Genomic DNA, 24,343 nt, shown 5'->3' with positions numbered 1-24,343 from the left:
TGTTACTCCTTACCACTTGCCCCAAACACACCACCACGAATAAGCACACCAATAACATAATGTTGTTGTTCAACATCAGGTTCTTTTCCTTTTAACACCCAATCATCAAAGAGAGTATAAAAATCCATTTTTTGTTTTGGTTGGCGGAAAGCCTTTCCCATTGTTGTTACGGCACCATAAGGCTCAATGGCAATTGGAAACTCTGCTCCAGGATACCAATCATCAATAGTACGAATAGCATTACTTACTTTTTGTGAGTGCATACCTGCTTTACCGTTAATTTCGTATAATACTTTACTCTTAGTTTTACCCGTATCTAGCACTAACTCTTGTGATGGGTAGACTTCCTGCCCATAGCCCATTTTTGCCGTTGCTGTGATATATAAAATAATAAAGCTTTCTCCAATCAATCCTTTCTCAATAAGTTTTGCCAGTTTGGTTATATTCTCATTTTGTATATCAAAGTTTTGTAGCGTAATTTGTTTTGCATCAAATTCAAACTCGTCTTGGTTACAAGTCACTTTTACTTTAATTTTCTCTGCACCAACACGATTACGCCATAACCAACGAGCATTGGCAATATTAATAGCATAACGTCGTGCAAGTTCTGCAACACCTTGCGTACTTAAATAATCTGCAACAGTTTTTTCTAGAGCTTTTTGATAATCTTGATCATTACACACATTTGGTTTTCCTGTAAAAGGTAATACTTTACAGCTCCAGCTAACTAATAAAGTATCACAACTTTCATCTAAAGCTGCGGCATCTACTCGTTGTAAATTCGCATTTTGTATTTCTGCATCTAACTTTGTATGATCTTTTTCAGCATCCTGTTTATCTTTTTTCTTTAACCGATTGCTAATTGTTCCTCTAACAGATTTTTCCTTAATGCTAACTGCAATAGTTTTTTTATTTTTTGCTGTACTATCAACTTGTGCAAAAAATGCGTCAGAAATATCAAGATTACGTTCAAAAGCTAATACGCTTGCGGTTGTTAATTTGCTCATTATGTACTCCTATTGGATAAAAATTTAGTTAAATATTTTGTGTAACAAGGTATAAAGATTGTTCTTCATTGTAAGAATAATGCCAAAAAGCATTTTTAATATTATCAGTTAATCGCTGAGGATAAACCCATTCTCCTAAACCATATACAGCCTCAACATATTGGCTCGGGTATTCAGGATTTCTAATATTTTGCATAAGCCCTGCATCATATTTTGGTGAAATACCTTGATAACCAATCGGCATAGGAACAAGCCAGCCTCGTCCTGTTTTTTGAGAGGTAGTTTTCCACACAATTTCAGTTTGTCCTTTTTTATTTGGCACCTCTTCTGGAATATGATGTAAAGTACAAACATCAATAAGGGCATCTAAAGCGGTCACATTCGGATCGACTTTTTGCAATTCTGTAATAATTTCCTCAAAATCCTTTTGTGCATCCATTAAAACAAAAGCAGGCATTAGCATTGGAACTACATCGTGTAAACCATTATCTAAAAAATCAACCTTTGCCAATCTTTGAGTGCTGCCTCCTGCAATACGTTGCTGTAAAATCCACTGTGAGCTTTGCTCAATAAGGTGTTTTTGTTCTTCTATAGAAAGATCTTCTGTGCCTAATACTTCGATAACAAAGCTCATTGTGAGATGGCATTTTCCCTCTTCAATAATAGACGCCGTTTTGCCATCTTTTTTAATTGGATTACGGCTTTGATTAAAAGTGTAGTTGCTATATTTATTAGCTCTGTAGATTTGAGGTTGACAGTCATAACAAGCAAGTAACACACCACCCAAACTGTACGCCTGCCACTCCTCCATAGCCATCATTTTACGAGACATTGAATGGAATGCACCTAAAAAACCAGTAATAGCAGGGAAACCATAAGTAATGGGGCTAGATATACTATTTGCATTGCTAATTTGGACTTTATGAAAAACTAAGTAGCCAGCAACCTGTTTATTGATATTCATAGAAACACTCCTTTACCCGCTCGTTCATATTGTTTTTTCATATCCATTATTTCACGTCGCCACTCATTATATTCAGGCTTACCCGTATCGTGTTTGAGATGAGGAAATTTATCCTGAATAAGCTTATTTAGCCAATTCGCAAATTGTCGATAAATCTCTAAGTGCCACTCAAGATCTTCTCTATCTTCTGCAAACTCTTCTTCACCCTCTAAATTAGCACGCAAAGGGTCTAGCCATAATTTTTGGTTATAATCGAGTTGATAATCTTTTGACCAACCAGCAGGGTAGGTATTTTTTATATAGGTAGAAATAGAGAATAAAATATGCAAAATCTCATCAATAGCGAATTTTCTTGCATCACGTATATCAACAGTATTTTTAGGACTTTTAACAACCTGAAAACACTGCTCTATTGGTTTGTAACATTGATAAGCTAAATTTTTATTAAAAATGGTTCTAGCAGATTTGGATACATTAAAACGATACCGTTGTGAAAATGTTGGTGGTATAGAGGGGAGTAGATAATTTCTACCTCCTTGCTTACTCATTAACAAACTCACATTTTGAGGCTTTGTGCCACCTAATTGAACACTCGCTAAATCTGATAAAGTAACATAAGGTTTTTGCTCCGCTGTTTTTTTAAAGCGATTCTCTTGTGCTTCCTTATTTTCTTCAGAATATTTTAAAGTATTGATACGTTGATATAACTTGTGGGTTAAAACTGATGGATAAAGAGGGACGATATTATGATAGCTAAGATCTTCAATGCTCCCTGCTACATTAGAATTAGTTGCCCACAGTATCTGTTTGTTTCGTTCGTGAGTGATAGGTGAGGTCACAGTATTTTGTAAAGCCTCTTTAAATGCTTGATGATAATTTGTTGCTATTGTTTGATCACTAGATAATGAAGCAATAAAATCCGCATTATCTTCTAAAATAAGATCTCGAATTTTCACCTGTTTATTTGCGAACTCACCAACAACAAAATCAAAAAAAGCCGCTAACGGTAAAGCTGCTGCATTTCCATTAGCATCGATATAATCACTTTTGATACTGTGAGAACCTACTATTTCAATAGGCAAATGGTGATCGGACTGAAAACTAATATTATCACCTTTGGCATCAGGATGAACACCTTTAGAAATATGCGTACCAAAATACAATTGTTTTGCCATTTTATTGGCTGCGTTTTCTAGCCATATAGCAGAACTGTATTTCTCTCGCTCTTTTGAAAGTTTTTCTTGTAAGGTTGCAATTTGATCACTGCTATCACTTTCTTTCGCTTTCTCTAATTGCCTTTGCTCTTTTTCGGTTTTTTTATTGAATTGACTGTTTAAGAAGTTTTGTACAGCGTTTTGGGTAAGTTCTGAAGGAATTTGAGGCATTTGGGTTCTCCTTTGTTTAAACTTTAAGCATATTATAATCATACACCAACAAAATAATCAACCGTTATATATATAATATTTGAAAAAGTTGCAAAATTCTTTATTATGTATGCACATCGTAGAGATGGCTTAGAAAGTTATATAAATAAAATTAGATAACCCATCGAGTAGATGGATTTAGAATAAATATATTAAGGGTTTCGGTTAATGGAGATAATTAACTTTTAAAATTAATCTAGAGGAATAATATATGACAACAACAAACAACGATTCTTTAATTCAAAAATTAAAAAGAAAGCTATTTATTGATACAAATATAGGGAGGTTTGATTATAAGAAACCATTAGGTGAGGGAGGTAATAGTCTAGTTTTTCTTTTTGAAAAAAAAGGAAACTCAGTAATACAAAAATTTGCAATTAAATTTCTTAAAAAAATGGATAGTTCATCAGAAGCAAGATTTAAAGATGAATTTTTTTGTATGCAACAAATTCCAACTCATAAAAATTTGGCAAGATACTATCATTTTGACAAAATAGAAATCGATGGAGAAGGATATTTTATCGTTATTATGAAATACTATGAAAGTAAATTACAAAATAATTGTAAATCAATGTCTCTGTCAGTAAAGTATATCGATAATGGGAAACAACTTTTAAAAAATTTAATGAGTGCAGTTAAACATTTGCATTCATATAACATTATTCATAGAGATATAAAACCACAAAATATCTTTTTTGATAGTGATATAGAGGAATTTGTTTTAGGAGATATGGGAATTGCTAAATTTCCTGAAGTGTTAGTAAAAAATGCTAATACAAAAAAATCTGATAGACTTGCAAACTGGAGTTTTGCACCTAAAGAGCAGCTTAATAGTAAGTTGGATGCAGAAAAAAATTGGGATTATTTTGCTATTGCACAAACTATACAATGGTATTTTACAGGAGAACCAACGAGAGGAGAAAACCGTAAAAAAATAGATGCAAATAAAGATCATTGCTTAAAAATTATTGATAATTTTATTAGTTACTGTCTACAAGATAATCCTCAAAATAGACCACAATCATTCAAAGATATTCAAACTTTTTTTGAAAAACAAAAGGAATATAAGCATGATTATTGGAAAGCTATCTACCAACTGGATGATCTTATCAGAAAAAACTTTACAAAAATAAACAATATTGAAGAAACATCAGATAAGAAAAAGATTGCTAAGTTTTTATCTGATTTTAATGAGATTATTCCATCAAAGTTCTGGATGATGGATTTAGAGGGCGGTGACTGGGATTGTAATACAATAGATTCTATTGGTGATAGCCAATGGATCACTCGAAATTGTGAAATGAGTATTAAAAAATTGATTGTATATAGAAATGAACATGCAATACAAAAAAATTTTTTTCTTATTGTAGCAGATCCAAGTGAACGATTTAAAGTACATGATAATCAGGGGAATATATCTCAATCACAATATGAAAAAGAAGATATTGCTCGTTTTTGGAAAGAAAAGTCAATATATCTTAGTTTAGAAGATACCAAAAATGGTTACTTTGAGACACAAGATGGAGAAAGTTTAAAGCTTAATTGTGATGAATTTCCTGAAAGATATAGAAAATTAGAGGAATTTGTTTATATGGTCGCTCCTGTTGGCACTCCTTTAAATATATATAATCGGGAACCATCTATAAATTTAATGAGAAATGTACTTGATGCTAATAGATTAAACATTGATGATGTAAAGAAATACGAGGAAATTACTAAAGGAAAATTTGCCAATGAAATAAAGTTTTCTTTGTAAAAGTATAGGGCAAAATCATACTTTAATTAGAACAAGATAATATTTAAAATCTAATAATAAATCAATAGATTATATTAATTGACATAGGGATAAGTTTAGCAAGTTGCGTATATCCGCCCGTTGCTTGGTTTGAAAATTCTCATAAACATTATTAGGCATAAATATAGCGGGTAGCTCAAATAAAAAATTAACAAATTTAATATTTCATAGACAGGGCATGCCCTGTCTCTACAATATATTTATATATCAATTGGTTACGTTGATTACTAATAAAATATAGCGGTTATATTCAGTTAGAAATTTACAATTTTGATGCTTACTTTTCTTAATTATAAATTTCTTTAGTAAAACAGAACCAACTCCCACACTTAAAATAACTACCCAACAACCCCCAAAAACTCACTAAACCGCCACTCTTTTCTATCATCTAATGAAACACTAGAAAAACGAGTAGCCAAATAACGTAAACTCTTATCAGGATAAGATTTTTGTATCTCTTCTAGTGCTTCAACTAGTCCTGTTGCTAGCCAAGGGCTGATTTGAGGGTGAGAGAAATCTGCCTCTAATGGTGATATTATGTTATCTTGCAATGTTGCGTCAGATAAACCATTTTTATACACAGATTCTGCAAAATAAACATCATATCCCTCTTCACTTTCATCATTTGGGATAATTAAAAAATCCTCTTCAGATTTACCTGCTCTAAATGGGCTAATTAGTTGTAAATGTATATGTGCTCGGTTGGCTGTTGTCTGTTTGTTCCAATAGGCATTAACATAATTTAGTGAATTATTATTAAGTAAGTTTTGCATAACTTGATGCTCTAAATCACTTAAGGTTTTAATATCATCATTAGTCGATTTAATAATACGAGGTTTTGCATCAATTTGTGCTAATTGTTCTGCTGTTAATAATTCCTGTAAATTATAGCTTGTAGGTTTAAACTGTTTGGTTTCAAATCCGGGATAAGTGAAAATAGTCGAATTTGGATTTTTAAAATAACGAATATTATGTTGTAAAATCAACATATTTGTTTTTTCAGCTACTTTATCAGGACGATGTCGCCAAATACGTCCTGCGAGTTGGATAATAGAACGCATAGAAGAGGGTTCAACAATTGCCCAATCATAATCGTGATCACGTCCTACTTCAGCAACAGGTGTCGCTAAAATGATAAAAATATGGTGCTTTACCTGACTTTGTTTTAGTGCTTTTTTTATTTCTGAATGCTCAAATAGTGCTGCTGGATTTTCTTTATCACGATGTAAAATACGATCTAATCTAGTTTCTAATGCGTTGCGTAATACCAATAGTTGTTTTGAATGGTAACAACTCAAATGGATATGCACATCCTCAGGTACTTCTGCTTTTGCAAATAATTGTGTAGCAATGGGAATAATATTATTAATATTGGCAATTCTAACTAAGCCAATACTTACTTTTTTACTAGTTTGAGGATCAATTTGATGATAATTATTATGTAAACTAATCGCACCATTTAGTATTTGCTGTCCTAAGTTGGCATAGAAACGAGCAGGTCTTTCTTGATTATAGCTTAAATCTAACGGCAAAATATCAGCTTTACGCCTAACCTTTTGTTTTGAGAGAAAATCTTTACGTTTTTCAATAAATTGCTGGTTTTCTTTTGTAAAAACATTGATATTAGAACACTGTACTGTTTTCATTGCAGTTTTTTGTTCATCAAACCAAGCACAAACAATGTTGGGCTTACCTTTATTTTGACTGTGATTAAATAGCTCTCGTCCTGCTTGATAGGCTTGAAATAATCCCATTAATAGATCAGGCGTCAATGTCGCAGAAGATAATAAAACTCGTGAACCAAATAGCCCAGCCAAATGCACTAAACGAGACAGAGCAGGCAAATCATTTTGGTCAAAATCATCAGGTTCATCTAAAATCAAATCACTACTAAGTAGTCTTAACATTGGTGCTATATAGCGACCACCACGCTTGCATTCACTCGCTTGAATAATATGATCTACCGTACAAGTGACAACTGGTGAAAACAACAAGTCTCGCACTTTTTTATTTTCTATTACTGTACCTAAATTAAGCTCAGCATAGTCTTGATAATCAATTTGACTATCTACCCATTCGCTAAGTATATCCTCACTTGATTCACTCCCTAACAATCCCTCTTTTTCATCTTCTTTTTTGTCTTGAGAATTATTTTGTTGATTTAATTCAAATAGATCTTTACTCGCTTGTCCACCCACTAAAATGGCTAATTTCTCTGCGGATAAATCTAGATCCTTACGAAAACTTTGTCCTGTTTGTAAGGTTAAAACACGCAATCCTAAAGCAATAGTAAAACGAGCACCTTTCTTGGGATCCGCTAAGCCATACATAATGCGAGCATTAGCAATGGTTTTGCCACAGCCTGTCGATGCCATATTCACACCAAAGAAACCGTGTTCTTCACTCTCTTTTTGAACACGTTGAGCGAGCTGATAAGCCTTATTTTGCCACTTAAATCTTGAAATATCAGTGAATTTGGATAAAGATTGTTGCTCTTTTAATGTTGGTAACGCCGTTGCAATAATGGGTAATTTTCTTGCAAAGCCTGCCGTTAATGCTGCTACCCCAATAAGATGTTCATCAAGAGTTTGATTAGGCTTTGAAATTGGTTCATCTTCTACAAATATTCTTTGTGTATTAGCGACTAGCATTTTAAAGTTTTTATCACCACTAAAACGACGATCTTTATCTTTTTCGCCCAAACTAGAATAATTATGATCCGCCACCATCAAACATAAGCGTGATAAATATAATAAAAAAGTATCATCAATCGCTTTTTTATTATCAATAGCCTGTTGGCTTAATTGCATTAAAGCAGGGTCTTTTAATGCCTTATTAGACCAACGTTTAATGGCTTTTTGCCAAACAGGACTACACATTACTTGTTCTTTAAATTTCCAAAAAGAATTTTGCTGTTTGATAGCTATCTCGTCAAATTTTTCTTTTTCAACTTTGACCCAATTGTCAAAAGCACATAAATATTTTTGATAATATCTTTCCAAACTCACGGAGAGGTTGATTTTCTTGTCTTCACTTCTGCATTCTTCTCTATCTTTTGGTGATAAACGCACTTTTTTATAAGGTGGAAATCTATGATGGGAAATAATCAACCAAGCCACCCATTGTGCAAGAGGGGGGATTTGTCCTAATTGAGTGGTATCTCTATGACATTGTTGTAACCTTTTATTAAGAGTACTTTTATTTTTAGATAACCATTTATCTATCTCAGTAAAACGGGATAACCATTGTTCATCTGTTTCACAACCTTCTACCATTACTTCAAATAATTTTAGTGAAATCCACTCGTGCCGATAAGGATCGCTTTGCAAACTCCCTTTTTTTAATTTATCTTGAAAGCCAAGTGTCGTTTTTCCAATATCGTGCAATAACGCAGCAATAGTCGCAATAATTTGAATACTACTTGCATATTTCCAATCATTTTCCCACTCATTGTGTAAAATATTCCTTTTGGTTCTATTCACCGCCACAATCCCCAAATGATTAAACTTTCTCTTATTTCCCACAATCCAAATTAATTCGGTACGTTGGCGAGTTCGCACTCGGTGGCAACTCACCGCTGTTGATTTACTGGCTGTTTGGCGTAGCAATTGCTTGACGGCGAGTAGTCCCTCTTCTGTAATCGCCGTTTGCCAAACATTATCGCCAATACGATTAGCGAAAGCATCTAAAATACGGCGAGTACGAGAGAGGGCTTTCTTTTCACATTGAGAAATAAAGGTGACTAACATTACTCCTCCCAATCTGTTTTTAATGCTAATGTTTTTATAGTGTTAAACATCACATCAAGGGCTTTATGTTGTGTAAAAGTATTTAAACACTCCTGACGAAAATCTTGTTCTGTCGCATTTTCACTAGCACAAATAAAAGCTTTTGGAAGAATAAGCGCATCTTTTACGATATCCGCAATATCAAATACCAAAGCCCCTCGTCTTGTTTTACCGTGCATTACTGCAAAACCGTGAGGAATACCAAGCACCCAAGCCGTGGTTGCCCCTAATCCGTAGGCAAGATAATTACCGTGATTTAAAAATATATTGGCTTTATCTAAGCCATCGTGATCACGGCTAAACCCGTTATAATGGGTATTTTTACTGGCTAATTTATACAGCTCTTTTGTTAAACGGGCTTCAAGCTGTAATAAATTCATTATGCTTGTTTGTTGGGGGATTTTTTCTTTATAGGTGGAGATAAGGTTTTTAATATGATCGTTATTACTGTCAAATCCATATAGACGTAAATCTTTATCTTTTGACCAAGTAGCATCGAGGAAATCAAGACGAGCAATTTGCAAATTTTTGGCAATATCTAACCGCTTGTTATCATCAAACCACCAAGATAACCAACCTTGAACATATTCTGTTGGTCGATATTCACTTTGAGGCGTTAGCCATTCAATTTCACTTGCCATCAATAACGGCGTTCCGCCACCACCTGAGAAACCAACTAAAACACCTGCTTGAGCTAACATTCGCATTGCAGCTTGTGTGATCGAAGTCCCTGTGCCTAAAAGTAAGCAAGTTGTGTTGGCGATAGGAATATTGTAATACAGGTTTTCTTTATCGCTTTCTGTAAGATAAAGAACACGCCCATCTTTTTGCATTACTCGGCAGTATTCCAAGTAATAAATATTGGCTCGTTTTGAATGAAGAATAGCTTTAAGGGCAGAGGATTGAATAGGTTGCATATAAACTCCTGCGGGAAAAAGTAATCATTATCATCATATAATAAACCACCAAAAATAATATGATTTAAAACAAATTTCGTGTTTTTAAATGTATTATTTTTTATATAAGCGGTTACTTTCTTGTAAGAATTTACACTTGATTTTTGGGAGAGCCAAATATATTTTTCATTATTTTCATATTTTAACACAGTTCGATTTGTGTAGATACCTATGCAAGCGGAAGAGGGAATTCAGGTGTACAACCTAAACAAAAAATTCCTCCCTCCGCTTGCGAGGGGAGGTTAGGAGGGGGGGGCAAATTTCAAGTGCGACCTTATTCTGTTAGAGCATAAATTCTCAAGCGGTTAGATATAAAAGAAAATTTGCAAAATCCCTCTTAATGATGACCATAAGAGGGATTTTTTTATATTAAGGTTGGTAAATAATTTCTACACCTTCATCATCTTCTTCTGTCCAATCGTCATCCCAATCATCTTCAGTAATTGGATTTTGAATGGCTTGGTTATGGTATTCTTCCCATTTGAACTCCACTTCCTCTTTGGCTTTTTCCTCTTCTTCAACTTCTCGAGGATTAGCTTCAATAAAGTCCATAATGCTGTTGGTTAATGTAGATACATTGTGACCTGTTGCTGCAGAGATAATGTAATAATCTCCTTCCCAACCAATTTGTTCAATAATCTCTTTCGCTCTTTGCTGTGCTTCTTCTTCGCCAATAACATCACATTTATTAAACACTAACCATTGAGGTTTATCTGCAACTTTTTCACTATATTGAAAAAGTTCTGATTCAATAATGGTAATATTATCTGCAGGATTTGTTTCATCAATTGGCACAATATCTACTAAATGAAGTAATATACGACAACGTTCTAAGTGCTTTAAGAAACGAATACCTAAGCCTGACCCTTCTGCAGCACCTTCGATCAATCCAGGAATATCTGCAACCACAAAACTACGATCACCGCTAACACGAGCCACACCTAAACTTGGAACAAGTGTTGTAAATGGATAATCGGCTACTTTAGGTTTGGCTGCTGAAATGGCACGAATAAAGGTTGATTTGCCCGCATTGGGTAAACCTAACATTCCAACATCAGCAAGTAACATCAATTCGAGCATTAAATCTCGTTTTTCACCCTCTGTACCATTAGTTTTTTGACGGGGAGCACGATTAACCGAAGATTTAAAACGTGCATTACCTAAACCGTGAAAACCACCTTTGGCAATCAATAATTTCATTCCGTGTTTGGTTAAGTCTCCAATCACTTCTTTAGTATCATTATCTATTGCACGAGTTCCAACAGGTACACGTAATGTAATATCTTTACCTCTTGCCCCCGTACAATTTGAGCTACGTCCATTCTCACCACGTTCTGCAGCAAAGCGTTTAGTAAAGCGGTAATCAACTAATGTATTTAAATTATCATCTGCAATCAAGTAAACATCACCACCATCACCACCATCACCACCATCAGGACCACCTTTTGGGATGTATTTTTCACGGCGGAAACTGACACAACCATTTCCACCATCACCAGCTTCTATTCTTACTAGAGCTTCATCAATAAATTTCATTTTTACTCCTAAAATTATTTTATTCTATTCTTTTTGATTAACTTATGTCCAAGTACTGAGATAATTGTACCTGAAACTACAATAAATGCACCGATATAACTTAAAAAACTCATTTCAGGATTGGCAAATATGTCAGGAAAAGAATAATAACCTATATTTGAAAAAAACATTGTAAAAATTGGAATGAGTACCGTAATTGCACTGACTTTTGATGCATCCCAATTATTAAGTGCTTCCGCATAAGCACCATAGCCAATTAAGGTATTTAAGCAACAAAAAATAAAACAACCTAATGTAAATCCACTTAACTCACTAAATTGGTTAGGTGTGGCAAAACCACTGAAGACAATTGCACACCCCATATAAATGATGAACAAAATTTGTTGCGAACTAAATCGTGCTAACAATAATTTTTGTGAGATTGCATATAATACCCAGATAGAAGATGCACCCACACCAAATAATATGCCTAATGCATAGTCGCCAAGTTGTAATATTTCTTCAAACTGTTGATGAAAAAAAGTAATTAATCCAATAATTAATAATATTGAACCAATTTTTTGGTGTAAACCAAAACTTTCTCGGAAAAGTAATACACTAACAATCATCATTATAAAGGGAGATAATTGACTTAAAACTTGTGTGGTTGTTGGGGAAATATATTGTAATGCTGAACTAAATAAGAAAAAATTGGCGGAAAGCCCAATAATACCAAATAAAATCCACTTATATTGTCTAAAAGATAAACTTGTTAATTTGGGTAATTTTTTAGTCAATCCCAATATAATAAATAAACCTAAGCCTGCAACTAAGAAACGATACCAAACTATAGTAGTAGGTGTCATTACAGCTAATACTTTTTGTACCGCAATAGGTACAGCTCCCCACATTGAGGTAGCAAGTAATGCCAATAAAAATCCAATTACGGGTCTTTGTTTCATATACTCTCTTTTCTTAAATCCTATAAAAAAACCCCGCATAAAGTGCGGGGTCATTTATTCTTTACTTTGAAAACTACTCAGCGTCAATGCTCACAAATTTGCGATTTTTGTCACCTTTCACTTCAAATTTAACTTTACCATCTGCTGTTGCAAATAATGTATGGTCACGTCCCATACCTACGTTTGTTCCAGCGTGGAATTTAGTACCACGTTGACGAACAATAATACTTCCCGCTAATACAGATTCACCACCGAAACGTTTAACACCAAGGCGTTTAGATTCAGAATCACGACCGTTACGAGTTGAACCACCTGCTTTTTTAGTTGCCATCTACTTGATCTCCTCTGAAATTATGCTGTAATCCCAGTGATTTTCACTTCTGTGAACCACTGACGATGACCTTGTTGTTTACGGCTATGTTTACGACGACGGAACTTAACGATTTTAATTTTATCGCCACGACCGTGTGAAACAACTTCTGCTACTACTTTGCTACCAGCAACTACTGGTGCACCAATTTGGATATCTTCACCATTAACGACCATTAACACTTTGTCAAACTCAACTGTTTCACCAGTTGCAACTTCAAGTTTTTCTAAACGAATTACTTGACCTTCGCTTACTCGGTGTTGTTTGCCGCCACTTTGGAAAACTGCGTACATATATACTCCGCTAAATTATGCGTTCGCATTCTGTTTCTAATTAACTTGCTACTAACATTTTTAAATCATTAAAATAGGTCGCCAATTCTACGCAAAAAAAGAGTTAAGAGCAAGATCGTTTTTAGATTATTTTGATAATTTATGAAAAATAATAGCTAAGCGGTCACTTACTCTTAATTTTTTGCAAATTCTTGCCTGTAAGTTACCGCTTACTTTTGAGAAGTTTAACTTTTTAACGTTAAATTTTGACGTACAATTTCAAAAAGACAAATCCCTGTCGCAACAGACACATTTAATGAAGAAACTGAGCCTGCCATTGGAATGCTGATCAGTTGATCGCAATGTTCTCGAGTTAAACGGCGCATTCCTTCCCCTTCTGCACCCATCACTAAAGCAACAGCACCCGTTAATTTGGCTTGATAAAGATTTTCAGTGGCTTCACCGGCTGTGCCAACGACCCAAATATGCTTTTCTTTAAGCTCTCTGAGTGTACGAGCCAAGTTGGTCACTCGAATTAATGGAACAGTTTCTGCCGCCCCACAAGCAACTTTACGAGCAACAGAAGTCAGCTGTGCTGATTTGTCTTTTGGTACAATCACCGCATCAACGCCAGTGGCATCAGCTGTTCGTAAACACGCACCAAGATTATGAGGGTCTGTGATACCATCAAGCACCAATAAAAAAGGTTGTGCTTTTTGTTCTAATAAATTTGCTAAATCTTGTTCATTAAGTTCTTTTGTTGGCACGACTCGAGCGATAATACCTTGATGTACTTCGCCTTGTGCTTTTTTGTCTAAGGTATTACGATTTAACCATTGAATCGAAATACCGTAATTATTTAATTGTTGCAATAATGGTTGTAGGCGTTTATCTTCACGCCCTTTTAAAACAAAGACCTCAATTAAACGCTCAGGGGTATTTTTTAAAAAGGATTCAACAGAATGAATGCCATAAATATGTTCGCTCACTATTTTTTATCATCCTCTTTTGGTAAGTTTTCTTCGCTATTTTTAGCTTCTTCTTTTTTATTAGGAGAAAAATATTCGTTATACATTTCTTCAATATGGTGTTTATAACGCTCTAAAATCACTTTACGACGTAATTTTAAGGTTGGCGTAATTTCCTCCATTTTGGCACTAAATTCTTCTGAAAGTAAGGTGAATTTTTTGACCTGTTCAAAATGGGCTAACTCTTTTTGTAATTCATTAATACGCGTTTCAAAAAATTGAATAATTTCAGAGTTTTTAATAAGTTCTAAACGATCTTGGTATTTAATATTAAGCTGTTCAGCTAAATCTTCTAATGCCTCAAAACTTGGTACTACTAAGGCGGATACATATTTTTTAGCATCAGCAACTACGGCTATTTGCTCAATAAATTTATCTTTTCCAATTTTGCCTTCAATATATTGAGGTGCAATATATTTACCATTTGAAGTTTTCATTAGTTCTTTAAGGCGATCGGTAATGTATAAATTGCCGTATTCATCAATTTCACCTGCATCACCTGTTTTTAAGAAGCCATCTTCAGTAAAACTTGCTGCTGTTTCTTCAGGTTTCTTGTAATAACCTTTCATTACAATACCACCTCGTACCAAAATTTCATTTTCCTCACCAATTTTGATCTCTACATTTGGCATTACTTTACCGATAGAGTTACTTTTAAACCCTTTTTGTTCCCAACAAGAAATCGTGGCAGTCGTTTCTGTCATTCCATAACCCGTAATGATATTAATTCCAATAGAATGAAAAAATTCCGCAATGGAAGGTTCTAATTTTGCACCACCACAAGGTAACATACGAACTCGCCCACCCAGTAACGATCTGAGTTTAGATAATACCAGTTTATCGGCTAATTTATAACGTACTTTTAACCATTTAGAATGGTGCTTACGTTGTAAACTTTTTTCTCCGATATTGATTGCCCAATTAAATAATTTTTTACGGTATTTTGGTGCTTTATCTACTTTATCCCAAATTGCTGAGTACATTTTTTCATATAAACGAGGAACCGCACACATTAAGGTTGGCTGTGTTTCAGCTAAAGCAGAACGTACTTCATTAGTATCTTCTAAATAACAAATGATGGCTCCTCTATGTAGCATATAGGCCGACCAAGCACGTTCATAAACGTGAGAGAATGGCAAGAAAGCCAAAGAAACATCATTATGATCAATAGGAAGTAACGCAAGATCGTGACTTTGAAATTGATGAGCCAAATTTGAATGCGTCAGCATTACACCTTTCGGTTCACCAGTGGTGCCAGAGGTATAAATCAGGGTAAACAGATCGTCTAAGTTTTTAGTTGCAATACGTTGTTCAAAGTCTTGTTTATTGGCATTTTCACCTAATGCAATAAAATCATTCCATTCTATAATTAAATCATTGGCTTGGTATTGTAATCCCTCTTTCATTAACACAATTTTTGTTAATGTCGTACAATTTTCCGCAACACTTAAAATCGCATCCAGTTGAGGTTGATCACCCACAAACAAGATTTCTACATCTGCATTATTGATAATATATTCTGCTTGCTTAGGCGTATTTGTTGCATAAATAGGTACCGTAATTGCACGTAATTGCAAGGTGGCAATATCAACAATTGTCCAATTTGGCATATTTTGTGCAAAAATCCCCACTTTATCCTGAATGCCAATATTTTGGCTCAGTAAGGCTAAAGAGAGTTGATCTAATTTTTGCTGAAACTCACCCCAAGAAATATCTTGCCAAGTTTCATTTTGTTTAAAACGCAATGCACTACGTTCAGGGTGTTCTAAGGCTTGCTTACGAACACGGCTTACGATATGGAGATCTAATAAATTCATAATGGTATTTTAATTAAAATTAAACGGAAAAACGTTAGCAATATAACGTTTTCTAGTAAAAAAAGCGAGTGAATTTAATGTTTTTGCAAAAACTAAAATAAATCTTACCGCTTATTTCTTCAACAACCAAACCCCACTTTCAATATGGTCTGTATAAGGGAATTGATCAAATAACGCACATCGCTCAATACGGTGGGTTTGGCTAAGTTGTTCTAAATTCTCACATAAAGTATGCGGATTACACGAAATATACAAAATTCTTTCATAGTTTTGTACTAAATTTAAGGTATCTTGATCTAATCCCGCTCGAGGAGGATCCACAAAAATTGTATTACATTGATAATCAGATAACTCAATTCCTTTTAAACGGTTAAATTTACGCACTCCATTCAACGCTTGCGTAAATTCTTCCGCTGACATTCTGATAATTTGTAAATTATCAATTTGATTTTGTTCAATATTATATTGTGCGGATACCACAGAAGATTTAGAAATTTCCGTTGCTAATACTTTTCTAAATTGGCTAGCAAGTGCAATGGAGAAGTTGCCATTTCCACAATAAAGTTCCAATAAATCCCCTTCGCTATTTGCGGTACAACTTCTTGCCCACTCTAACATTTTTATATTTATTTTTGCATTAGGCTGAGTAAAACTATTTTCTACTTGGCGATAAATATATTCTTTATTATCAATGGTTAATTTTTCTTCGACATAATCACGATCAATCACAATTTTTTGCTTTGTGGCACGTCCCACCAATTGAACATCAAAACCTTGTTGAATTAAATTTTGTTTAAGTAATTTGGCTTGCACTGTCCAATTTTCGTCAAGTTTTTTATGATACAACATTGACACCACAATTTGTCCACTTAATGATGTAAGGTAATCCACTTGAAATAAACGATGTCTTAATATGTCATTGGTGCGAATTTCATCTAATAATGCGGTCATCATTTGATTGATTAACAGACTACCAATCGGAAATTGATCGACTCGATAGCGTTGTTTGGTTTGTTGATCAAACATTATGTGATAAAGATCGTCATTATTGTGCCAAATGCGAAATTCTGCACGTAAACGAAAATGGTGAGTTTCAGATTCAAAAGCCTCAATACAAGGAGGATTAAAAGGAGCAAGTAAAGCGGTCAGATTTGCCACTTTTTTTGCAAATAATTGAGGATATTGTTCAATCTGTAGTGTCATAATTTCTCTATATTGATATGAAAATTAAAAAGAAATTCCCCTTTTAATTCTTTGATTATTCTGATAAATCGTCAGTTTCATTTCCTAAATTATCAGCCAATGTGTATAAACGTTTTGTTTGACTAATTTTAGTACGATATTTCACCCAAACTCTTTCTAATGGTGTCGTTGCTTGTCTTTCTGCTTTAATCATCGCAACAAATTGCTTTTCGTCTTCTGTTACTGGCTCTCTTTCTCCAAGCTCTAAGGCAAGACAAGCTTGTCCAAATTGTTCCAATAGTTTTGCTTCATTAATAGTATAATCACCTTGACGAGAAAATCCTCTTGGATAGTTTTTGTTATCAAAAAAGCGACGAGTTGCACTAAAACTTTTTGTCATAATTTTTCTTCTCCTAAAACAACAGATCTAAAAATCAGAGAAATTAAAACAAGTTTCAAAAATAAGTCAATTATTTTTATTCAAATATGCTTCATTTATTTTACTTATTTGCATTTTTTATGGTTTTTTATTAAAAAATGACCACTTAATCAAAAATCAACTATGGATCAACATCATACATAATGGTAAAATCATTCTGCTTTTTCGTTCAGACCGTAGAACAAAATTATTTTATTGAACGGTGTGAGGAAAAGCATAGCTGGTTTGACATCTATTAAAATTGCTTAAATAAGAGTTGAAATCAGTTAAATTTTCTTTACACTATACATTTTCGCAGTTAGGCGAAGTCATAAATAGGAAACAAAAAATGAGTATTGAAGAACGCGTAAAAAATATTATCGTAGAACAACTTGGCGTTAAAGAAGAAGACGCAAAACCAGAAGCATCATTTATTGATGATTTAGGTGCAGATTCTTTAGATACTGTTGAGTTAGTAATGGCTTTAGAAGAAGAATTTGATATCGAAATTCCAGATGAAGAAGCTGAAAAAATTACAACTGTTCAATCTGCGATTGATTACGTTCAAAACAATCAATAAGATTACAACAAGGCGGTCATTTGACCGCCTTCGTTTTATATTCCTTTCTTTATCCAGTATTGATACGGTATTGTTTCTGTTTGAAAATCAACTAATTGATGATTCATAAACTCACAAAAACTAGGAATGTCACGAGTTGTCGCAGGATCATCTGCAGTAATTAATAAAATATCCCCCTCTTGCATATTTCTGATAGTTTTACGTACAAGCATTATTGGTTCAGGACATCTTAGTCCTAATGTGTTTAGTGTTTGATTAGATTTAGGTCGATTAAATTGCAATTTTCATTCTCTCTTATCTATAAAGCGCCATTGTATCAATTTTTCATAAAATAAGCGGTGAGATTGATCAAAAAATTTGTAAAAAAATAAAAAGATCTTCATTACATTTTGAGGTATGATATTAGTTCTTTCTTAGTAACAATTTTCTTATTTTTTGGGAGTAATTAGTGTCTTCTCTTTGGCGTGATACCTTAGATCATTTGCAAACTAAAGTATCTTCACAAGAATTTAATGCGTGGTTGCGTCCTTTACAAGCAACGTTAAGCAATGATCAGCTTACACTTTATGCACATAATTCATTTATAATTGACTGGGTACAAAATAAATATCTTTCTGAAATTACAGAACTAGTTCGTTTTTTATCAAAAAATGATAACCTTACTGTCGTTATTAGAGAAGGAAAAAAACCAGTAGAAACAGAAATAAAAACTCAAACGCAATCTGTTTCGACAAATAAAAATGAAGTATTTAAATCATCTATCCAAACTGGATTATTAGAAGGCTTAACTTTTGACAATTTTGTTCAAGGGAAATCTAATCAGCTGGCGTTATCTATAGCTCAATCTGTGGTTGAAAATATAGGTGAAAGTTATTGTAATCCATTTTCTCTATATGGTAGCACTGGATTAGGGAAAACTCATTTGTTACACGCCATTGGTAACGAGATCTTAAAAAATAATCCCGATGCCAAAGTTGTATATATTCATTCTGAACGCTTTCTTCAGAATATGATAAACGCATTGCAAAATCGTCATACTATTGAGAAATTTAAGCAATTTTATCGTTCCCTTGATGTATTAATGATTGATGATATTCAATTTTTTGCCAATAAAGTAGCAACTCAAGAAGAATTTTTCCATACTTTTAATACGCTTTTTGAACGTAGTAAACAAATTGTGGTTGCCTCAGATGTTTTCCCTAAAAATATTCAAAATATTGAAGAACGTATTCGTTCTCGCTTAAGCTGGGGGGTTAATGCCGCTATTGAACCACCCGAACTTGAAACTCGTGTCGCTATTTTAATGAAAAAAGCAGAAGAACGAGGTGAAAGACTAGAAGAAAATGTAGCCTTATTCCTAGCTCAAAAGCTTCGCACAAATGTGCGAGAATTAGAGGGGGCATTAAATCGTGTGATTGCGTGGCGTAATTTTACAAAACGTCCAATTACTATTGATGCAGTACGTGAAGCCCTTAAAGATTTAATGTCATCTTATGAACATTTAATTACTATCGAAAATATTCAAAAAACAGTTGCAGAGCGTTATAATATAAAAATATCAGATTTAAAATCAAAAAGTCGTAAACAAATGTTTGCTCGTCCTCGTCAAATCGCGATGGCATTGGCAAAAGAATTAACTAACCACAGTTTACCTGAAATTGGTCGAGAATTTGGTGGTAAAGATCATACCACTGTGATGCACGCAATAAAAAGAATCAATGAGTTAATGGACTCTGACAGTAATCTTAGAGAAGATTATATCAATTTAACACGCAAATTATCATCTTAAGGAATTGTTATGCAATTTACTATTACACGTGAAAAATTATTAAAACCATTACAACAAGTTTGTAGCGTTTTAAACAGTCGCCCAACATTACCCATTATTAATAATATTTTACTGGAAGTAAAAGGTAATCTATTATTTTTAACTGGTACAGATCTAGAGGTTGAATTAACGACTCAAGCAGAGTTAGAAGAACATCTACAGACTGAGGCAAAATTAACTATTCCAGCTAAAAAGTTTTTAGATATTTGTAAAAGTTTACCCGAAGATAGCCTAATTTCAGTTAAATTTGAAGAGGATCGAGTGCTTATTCAAGCCTCTCGTAGTAAATTTAATTTAGCAACTTTACCTGCAAGCGATTACCCAAGTTTAATGGATTGGAGTTCTGATGTTGATTTTAATATTGAACAAGCAACATTAACTCGCCTCATTGATGCCACACAATTTTCTATGGCAAATCAAGATGCTCGTTATTTTTTAAACGGAATGAAATTCGAGACTGAAGGAAATTTATTAAGAGCGATCGCAACAGATGGTCACCGTTTAGCTGTTTGTACTATGCCATTAGCTCAAGAACTTCCTTCTCACTCGGTAATTGTTCCTCGTAAAGCAGTAATTGAACTTTCTCGTTTACTTATCCCAAATGATGAAACGACGCGTCTTGAGATTGGAGCAAATCACATTCGCTTTTCTATGAATAAAATCGTATTTACGTCTAAATTAATTGACGGTCGATTCCCTGATTATCGTCGAGTTTTACCTCGTAATGCAGATCGTATTTTAGAAGCAGATACTGAAACATTAAAACGAGCATTGGTGCGTGCCGCTATTTTATCTAACGAACGTTTTCGTGGTGTTCGCTTATTATTAACGGATAATTTACTCAAAATTACGGCTAATAATCCAGAGCAAGAAGAAGCAGAAGAAATTATTGATGTTGCTTATCAAAATGTAGAAATGGAAGTGGGTTTTAATGTTAGCTATTTGTTAGATGTCCTTAATACCTTAAAATGCGAAAGAGTACGCATTAATTTAGTGGATTCTTCATCGAGTTGTCTCATTGAAAACTGTGATAACAATAGTGCTGAATACGTTATTATGCCAATGCGTTTGTAATAATTGTAAATAATGCCTTTAAGCCGTCTGATTATTAATAATTTTAGAAACCTTAATGCCGTGGATCTTGAATTAAGCCACGGCTTTAACTTTTTGGTTGGAGAGAACGGTAGTGGTAAAACAAGTTTATTAGAAGCTATTTTTTATCTTGGACACGGACGATCATTTAAAAGTAATATAACAAACCGTATCATTAATTATGAAAGTGAACATTTTATTTTGCACGGAAAAATAGACGAAGCTAAATATCACTGGAGTGTGGGATTACAAAGAAGTCGTCAAAATCAAACTATTCTCAAAATAAATGGTGAAGATGGAAATAAAATGGCCGATCTCGCCCATTTATTACCAATGCAAGTCATTATGCCTGAAGGTCTTACATTATTAAATGGAGGACCAAGTTATAGAAGAGCCTACCTTGATTGGGGACTTTTTCATTTACACACTCACTTTTATACGCATTGGACAAACCTCAAACGTTTATTAAAACAACGAAATGCTGCTCTCCCTCAAATTCGTTATTATCAAGAGTTGCTTCATTGGGATAAAGAGCTCGTAAATTTAGCTCTAGTTGTCAGTAAAATGCGAGCAGAATACGCAGAAATACTTTGTCCTGAAATTGAAAAAACGTGCCAGTTTTTTTTGCCAGAATTAGAAATTTCAGCAACATTTTATCAAGGCTGGAATAAAGACCAAGATTATGCAACCATTTTGGCACAAGGTTTTGAGAGAGATAAATCTATTGGTTATACAATGATTGGACCTCAAAAAGCAGACTTTCGTTTTCGAGCAAATGGATTACCCGTTGAAGATGTTCTATCTCGAGGGCAGCTAAAACTATTAATGTGTGCATTACGTTTAGCTCAAGGAGAGCATTTAATACAACAAAAAGAATGTCAGTGCCTATTTTTAATTGATGATTTTGCTTCAGAACTCGATGCAAATAAAAGAGAATTACTGACTCACCGTTTACGAAGAAGCAACTCACAAGTATTTATTACTGCTATCAATAAAGAACAACTGCAATATATGGATTGGCAAAAAAATAATACTGATAAATTATTTACGGTTAAAAATGGTAATATTAGGCTTCTTTCACCAAAATAATGAAATTTAAAGAATAAAAATATAATTTTTCCTTTGGGAGAAACGTTCCCTAAAATAATTAGTTGAGATCTTTCTTTACATCTGTTTTCCTCTGAGCTAAAATAACCTACCTTTTTTAGTCTATTGTCGCCATTATTTAAGCGACATTTTATTTTAAACATATTATTTTTCTGAGGTGATGGCTTATGCCAGTAATTAAAGTTCGTGAAAATGAATCATTTGACGTTGCATTACGTCGTTTTAAACGCTCTTGCGAAAAAGCAGGTATTTTAGCAGAAGCTCGTGCTCGTGAATTCTACGACAAACCTACAAGTATTCGTAAACGTGAAAAAGCATCTTTAGCTAAACGTCACGCTAAACGTAATAATCGTGAGAATGCACGCAACAATCGTTTGTACTAGTTTAGATTTATTTTCAAGCGAAATTCTAGAACCGTGACTCTTTTATAAGATCACGGTTTTGGTGTTTTTAGTTTCTAATTAATTTAACATAAGAAGAATTGATGAAAGGTCTTATTCCTCGTTCATTTATTGATGATCTCATTGCACGTACCGATATAGTTCAATTAATTGATTCTCGTGTGAAATTAAAAAAAGCAGGACGAAATTATCAAGCCTGTTGTCCTTTTCATCACGAGAAGACTCCATCATTTTCAGTTAGTCCAGCAAAACAGTTTTACCATTGTTTTGGTTGTGGAGTAAGTGGCAATGTAATTTCTTTTCTTATGGAATATGATAAATTGGAATTTGTAGAGGCCATTGAAGAACTCGCTCAACTATACGGTTTAGATGTACCAAGAGAGAATACTTCTTTAAATAGTACACCAACAACGAGTTATAAGACAAAAAGAAATCTCTATGAATTGATGGAAGAAATTGCAAAATTTTATCAAGATCTTACCGCTTCCAATCCTCATAGTTTAGTTTATTTGAAAGAGAGAGGACTTTCCAACGAGATTATTAAACGTTTTGAATTAGGTTTTGCTCTCAATTCAATGGACAGTGTATTACAGCGATTTGGTAAAAATCGTGATGAAATAGAAAAACTTCTTGATGCTGGAATGCTCTCTAAAAATGACCAAGGAAGAGTTTACGATCGTTTTCGTAATCGTATAATGTTTCCTATTCGAGATCGTAGAGGACGAATAATTGCATTTGGAGGACGAGTTTTAGGTGATGAAAAGCCAAAATATTTGAATTCTCCAGAGTCGGCGATTTACCATAAGGGAAATGAACTTTATGGATTATATCAAGCTCTACAACTTAATGACAAACCTGAGTTTTTGATTGTGGTTGAAGGTTATATGGATGTCGTTGCCCTTGCTCAGTTTGGGGTAAATAATGTGGTTGCCTCACTGGGCACAGCAACTACAGGAGAACAACTTCAACAGATGTTTCGACATACAGAGCAAGTAATTTGTTGCTATGATGGCGATCGTGCAGGAAGAGATGCTGCTTGGCGAGCCTTAGAAAATGCACTACCTTATTTAGAAGATGGTCGTCAGTTAAAATTTATATTTTTACCAGATGGTGAAGATCCTGATTCATTTGTTAGACAACAAGGAAAAGAGGGATTTGAGAAAAATTTAACAAAAGCTCAATCATTAAGTGATTTTTTATTTAGTTCATTATTAGCCAAAGTAGATCTTTCGACTAAAGAGGGAAAATCAAAATTAGCGGCATTAACCCTTCCTTTACTCAAACAAATTCCAGGGGAAATGTTTCGTGTTTATTTACGTAATATTTTAGGGCAGAAACTCGGTATTTTAGATTCAGCACAATTAGAATCGATGCTACCTCAAACACAACAAACAACAACGCAAAAAAATTCTCAGTCTAAAGTTGAGCAAACACCAATGCGATTATTGGTTGCATTGTTATTACAAAACTCTCATTTAGTGCAGCTTGTACCTAATTTACAGCCACTAAAAGAGCTTAATATTGCAGGTTTGGAACTTTTTGAAGAACTGGTAGAATTATGTAAAACGCATCAAGGAATAAGTTTGGGAGGAATTTTAGAATATTATCGTGATAAAAAATCATTTAAAACCCTTGAAATTCTTGCTAACTGGAACCATCTAGTAGCACCTGAAAATGTAGAAAGCGCTTTTTTAGAGACCCTTGATTTTTTTTATAAAAAATTAGTTGAAAAACAAATAGAAGAGTTAATTGCAAAAGATCGTACAATAGGGCTAAATACGATCGAAAAAAAAGAACTGGCTTTATTAATTAGCCAACAATAATTTAGTATTAACAA

21 protein-coding genes are annotated in these 24,343 nt (G+C 33.9%); 7 read left to right on the top strand and 14 right to left on the bottom strand.

Features of this window, described 5'->3' with window-relative positions:
• Positions 1–2 precede the first annotated feature (2 nt).
• From csy3 to csy1, 3 genes are read right to left on the bottom strand one after another with little or no spacing between them, the layout of a single operon-like run.
• On the bottom strand, positions 3–1,007 hold the full coding sequence (csy3, locus tag U9966_RS01200) for a type I-F CRISPR-associated protein Csy3 (protein ID WP_306346784.1): 1,005 nt from the start codon (positions 1,005–1,007) through the stop codon (positions 3–5).
• Positions 1,008–1,035: 28 nt separating this feature from the next.
• On the bottom strand, positions 1,036–1,971 hold the full coding sequence (csy2, locus tag U9966_RS01195) for a type I-F CRISPR-associated protein Csy2 (protein WP_306346783.1): 936 nt from the start codon (positions 1,969–1,971) through the stop codon (positions 1,036–1,038).
• The gene (gene csy1 / locus U9966_RS01190; protein ID WP_306346782.1) at positions 1,968–3,356 is read right to left on the bottom strand and encodes a type I-F CRISPR-associated protein Csy1; all 1,389 of its coding nucleotides are present in this window, start codon (positions 3,354–3,356) and stop codon (positions 1,968–1,970) included. The genes csy2 and csy1 overlap by 4 nt, the downstream gene beginning before the upstream one ends.
• A 250-nt stretch (positions 3,357–3,606) precedes the next feature.
• Here csy1 and U9966_RS01185 point away from each other — a divergent pair, with 250 nt between their 5' ends.
• Positions 3,607–5,151 (top strand): protein kinase family protein, encoded by a 1,545-nt coding sequence (locus U9966_RS01185; protein WP_306346781.1) that lies wholly within the window; start codon positions 3,607–3,609, stop codon positions 5,149–5,151.
• Between the two features lie 377 nt (positions 5,152–5,528).
• Here U9966_RS01185 and cas3f read toward each other — a convergent pair whose 3' ends face one another.
• The 10 genes from cas3f to U9966_RS01135 all read right to left on the bottom strand — a co-directional run bounded on the left by cas3f (position 5,529) and on the right by U9966_RS01135 (position 17,480).
• The gene (gene cas3f / locus U9966_RS01180) at positions 5,529–8,939 is read right to left on the bottom strand and encodes a type I-F CRISPR-associated helicase Cas3f (protein WP_306346780.1); all 3,411 of its coding nucleotides are present in this window, start codon (positions 8,937–8,939) and stop codon (positions 5,529–5,531) included.
• A complete protein-coding gene (cas1f, locus tag U9966_RS01175) occupies positions 8,939–9,895 on the bottom strand; it encodes a type I-F CRISPR-associated endonuclease Cas1f (RefSeq protein ID WP_306346779.1) in 957 nt (318 codons plus the stop codon). The genes cas3f and cas1f overlap by 1 nt, the downstream gene beginning before the upstream one ends.
• Positions 9,896–10,303: 408 nt before the next feature.
• Positions 10,304–11,470, bottom strand: coding sequence for an Obg family GTPase CgtA (gene cgtA, locus U9966_RS01170; protein ID WP_306346778.1), 1,167 nt, complete (start codon positions 11,468–11,470; stop codon positions 10,304–10,306).
• Positions 11,471–11,484: 14 nt separating this feature from the next.
• Positions 11,485–12,411 (bottom strand): DMT family transporter, encoded by a 927-nt coding sequence (locus U9966_RS01165; RefSeq protein WP_211597321.1) that lies wholly within the window; start codon positions 12,409–12,411, stop codon positions 11,485–11,487.
• Between the two features lie 73 nt (positions 12,412–12,484).
• Positions 12,485–12,742: a 50S ribosomal protein L27 gene (gene rpmA / locus U9966_RS01160; protein ID WP_090922052.1), complete on the bottom strand. Its 258-nt coding sequence runs from the start codon at positions 12,740–12,742 to the stop codon at positions 12,485–12,487.
• A 20-nt stretch (positions 12,743–12,762) separates the two neighbouring features.
• Positions 12,763–13,074 (bottom strand): 50S ribosomal protein L21, encoded by a 312-nt coding sequence (rplU, locus tag U9966_RS01155; RefSeq protein WP_090922050.1) that lies wholly within the window; start codon positions 13,072–13,074, stop codon positions 12,763–12,765.
• A gap of 224 nt (positions 13,075–13,298) precedes the next feature.
• A complete protein-coding gene (gene rlmB, locus U9966_RS01150) occupies positions 13,299–14,042 on the bottom strand; it encodes a 23S rRNA (guanosine(2251)-2'-O)-methyltransferase RlmB (RefSeq protein ID WP_306346777.1) in 744 nt (247 codons plus the stop codon).
• The gene (locus U9966_RS01145; protein WP_306346776.1) at positions 14,042–15,898 is read right to left on the bottom strand and encodes an AMP-dependent synthetase/ligase; all 1,857 of its coding nucleotides are present in this window, start codon (positions 15,896–15,898) and stop codon (positions 14,042–14,044) included. The genes rlmB and U9966_RS01145 overlap by 1 nt, the downstream gene beginning before the upstream one ends.
• Before the next feature lie 111 nt (positions 15,899–16,009).
• A complete protein-coding gene (trmA, locus tag U9966_RS01140) occupies positions 16,010–17,101 on the bottom strand; it encodes a tRNA (uridine(54)-C5)-methyltransferase TrmA (protein WP_306346775.1) in 1,092 nt (363 codons plus the stop codon).
• Between the two features lie 55 nt (positions 17,102–17,156).
• Positions 17,157–17,480, bottom strand: coding sequence for a MaoP family protein (locus U9966_RS01135; protein WP_211597316.1), 324 nt, complete (start codon positions 17,478–17,480; stop codon positions 17,157–17,159).
• A gap of 367 nt (positions 17,481–17,847) precedes the next feature.
• On the opposite strand from U9966_RS01135, the gene acpP reads away from it, so the two are divergent.
• The gene (gene acpP / locus U9966_RS01130) at positions 17,848–18,078 is read left to right on the top strand and encodes an acyl carrier protein (RefSeq protein ID WP_090922038.1); all 231 of its coding nucleotides are present in this window, start codon (positions 17,848–17,850) and stop codon (positions 18,076–18,078) included.
• Positions 18,079–18,113: 35 nt separating this feature from the next.
• Here the strand turns inward: acpP and tusA are convergent, their stop codons facing one another.
• The gene (tusA, locus tag U9966_RS01125; protein ID WP_211597315.1) at positions 18,114–18,359 is read right to left on the bottom strand and encodes a sulfurtransferase TusA; all 246 of its coding nucleotides are present in this window, start codon (positions 18,357–18,359) and stop codon (positions 18,114–18,116) included.
• 167 nt (positions 18,360–18,526) lie between these two features.
• On the opposite strand from tusA, the gene dnaA reads away from it, so the two are divergent.
• The 5 genes from dnaA (at position 18,527) to dnaG (ending at position 24,329) form a co-directional block, all read left to right on the top strand.
• Positions 18,527–19,867: a chromosomal replication initiator protein DnaA gene (gene dnaA, locus U9966_RS01120; protein ID WP_306346774.1), complete on the top strand. Its 1,341-nt coding sequence runs from the start codon at positions 18,527–18,529 to the stop codon at positions 19,865–19,867.
• Positions 19,868–19,876: 9 nt separating this feature from the next.
• Positions 19,877–20,980: a DNA polymerase III subunit beta gene (gene dnaN, locus U9966_RS01115; protein WP_306346773.1), complete on the top strand. Its 1,104-nt coding sequence runs from the start codon at positions 19,877–19,879 to the stop codon at positions 20,978–20,980.
• Positions 20,981–20,992: 12 nt separating this feature from the next.
• The gene (gene recF / locus U9966_RS01110; protein ID WP_306346772.1) at positions 20,993–22,087 is read left to right on the top strand and encodes a DNA replication/repair protein RecF; all 1,095 of its coding nucleotides are present in this window, start codon (positions 20,993–20,995) and stop codon (positions 22,085–22,087) included.
• A gap of 185 nt (positions 22,088–22,272) precedes the next feature.
• The gene (gene rpsU, locus U9966_RS01105) at positions 22,273–22,488 is read left to right on the top strand and encodes a 30S ribosomal protein S21 (protein WP_211597311.1); all 216 of its coding nucleotides are present in this window, start codon (positions 22,273–22,275) and stop codon (positions 22,486–22,488) included.
• Positions 22,489–22,589: 101 nt separating this feature from the next.
• The gene (gene dnaG / locus U9966_RS01100) at positions 22,590–24,329 is read left to right on the top strand and encodes a DNA primase (protein ID WP_306346771.1); all 1,740 of its coding nucleotides are present in this window, start codon (positions 22,590–22,592) and stop codon (positions 24,327–24,329) included.
• The last annotated feature ends 14 nt before the right edge of the window (positions 24,330–24,343 follow it).

This window comes from Pasteurella atlantica, assembly GCF_963693435.1.
GTDB lineage: Bacteria > Pseudomonadota > Gammaproteobacteria > Enterobacterales > Pasteurellaceae > Phocoenobacter > Phocoenobacter atlanticus.
Note: the sequence above shows the minus strand (reverse complement) of the source record. Positions and strands in the feature narration are given on the sequence as shown.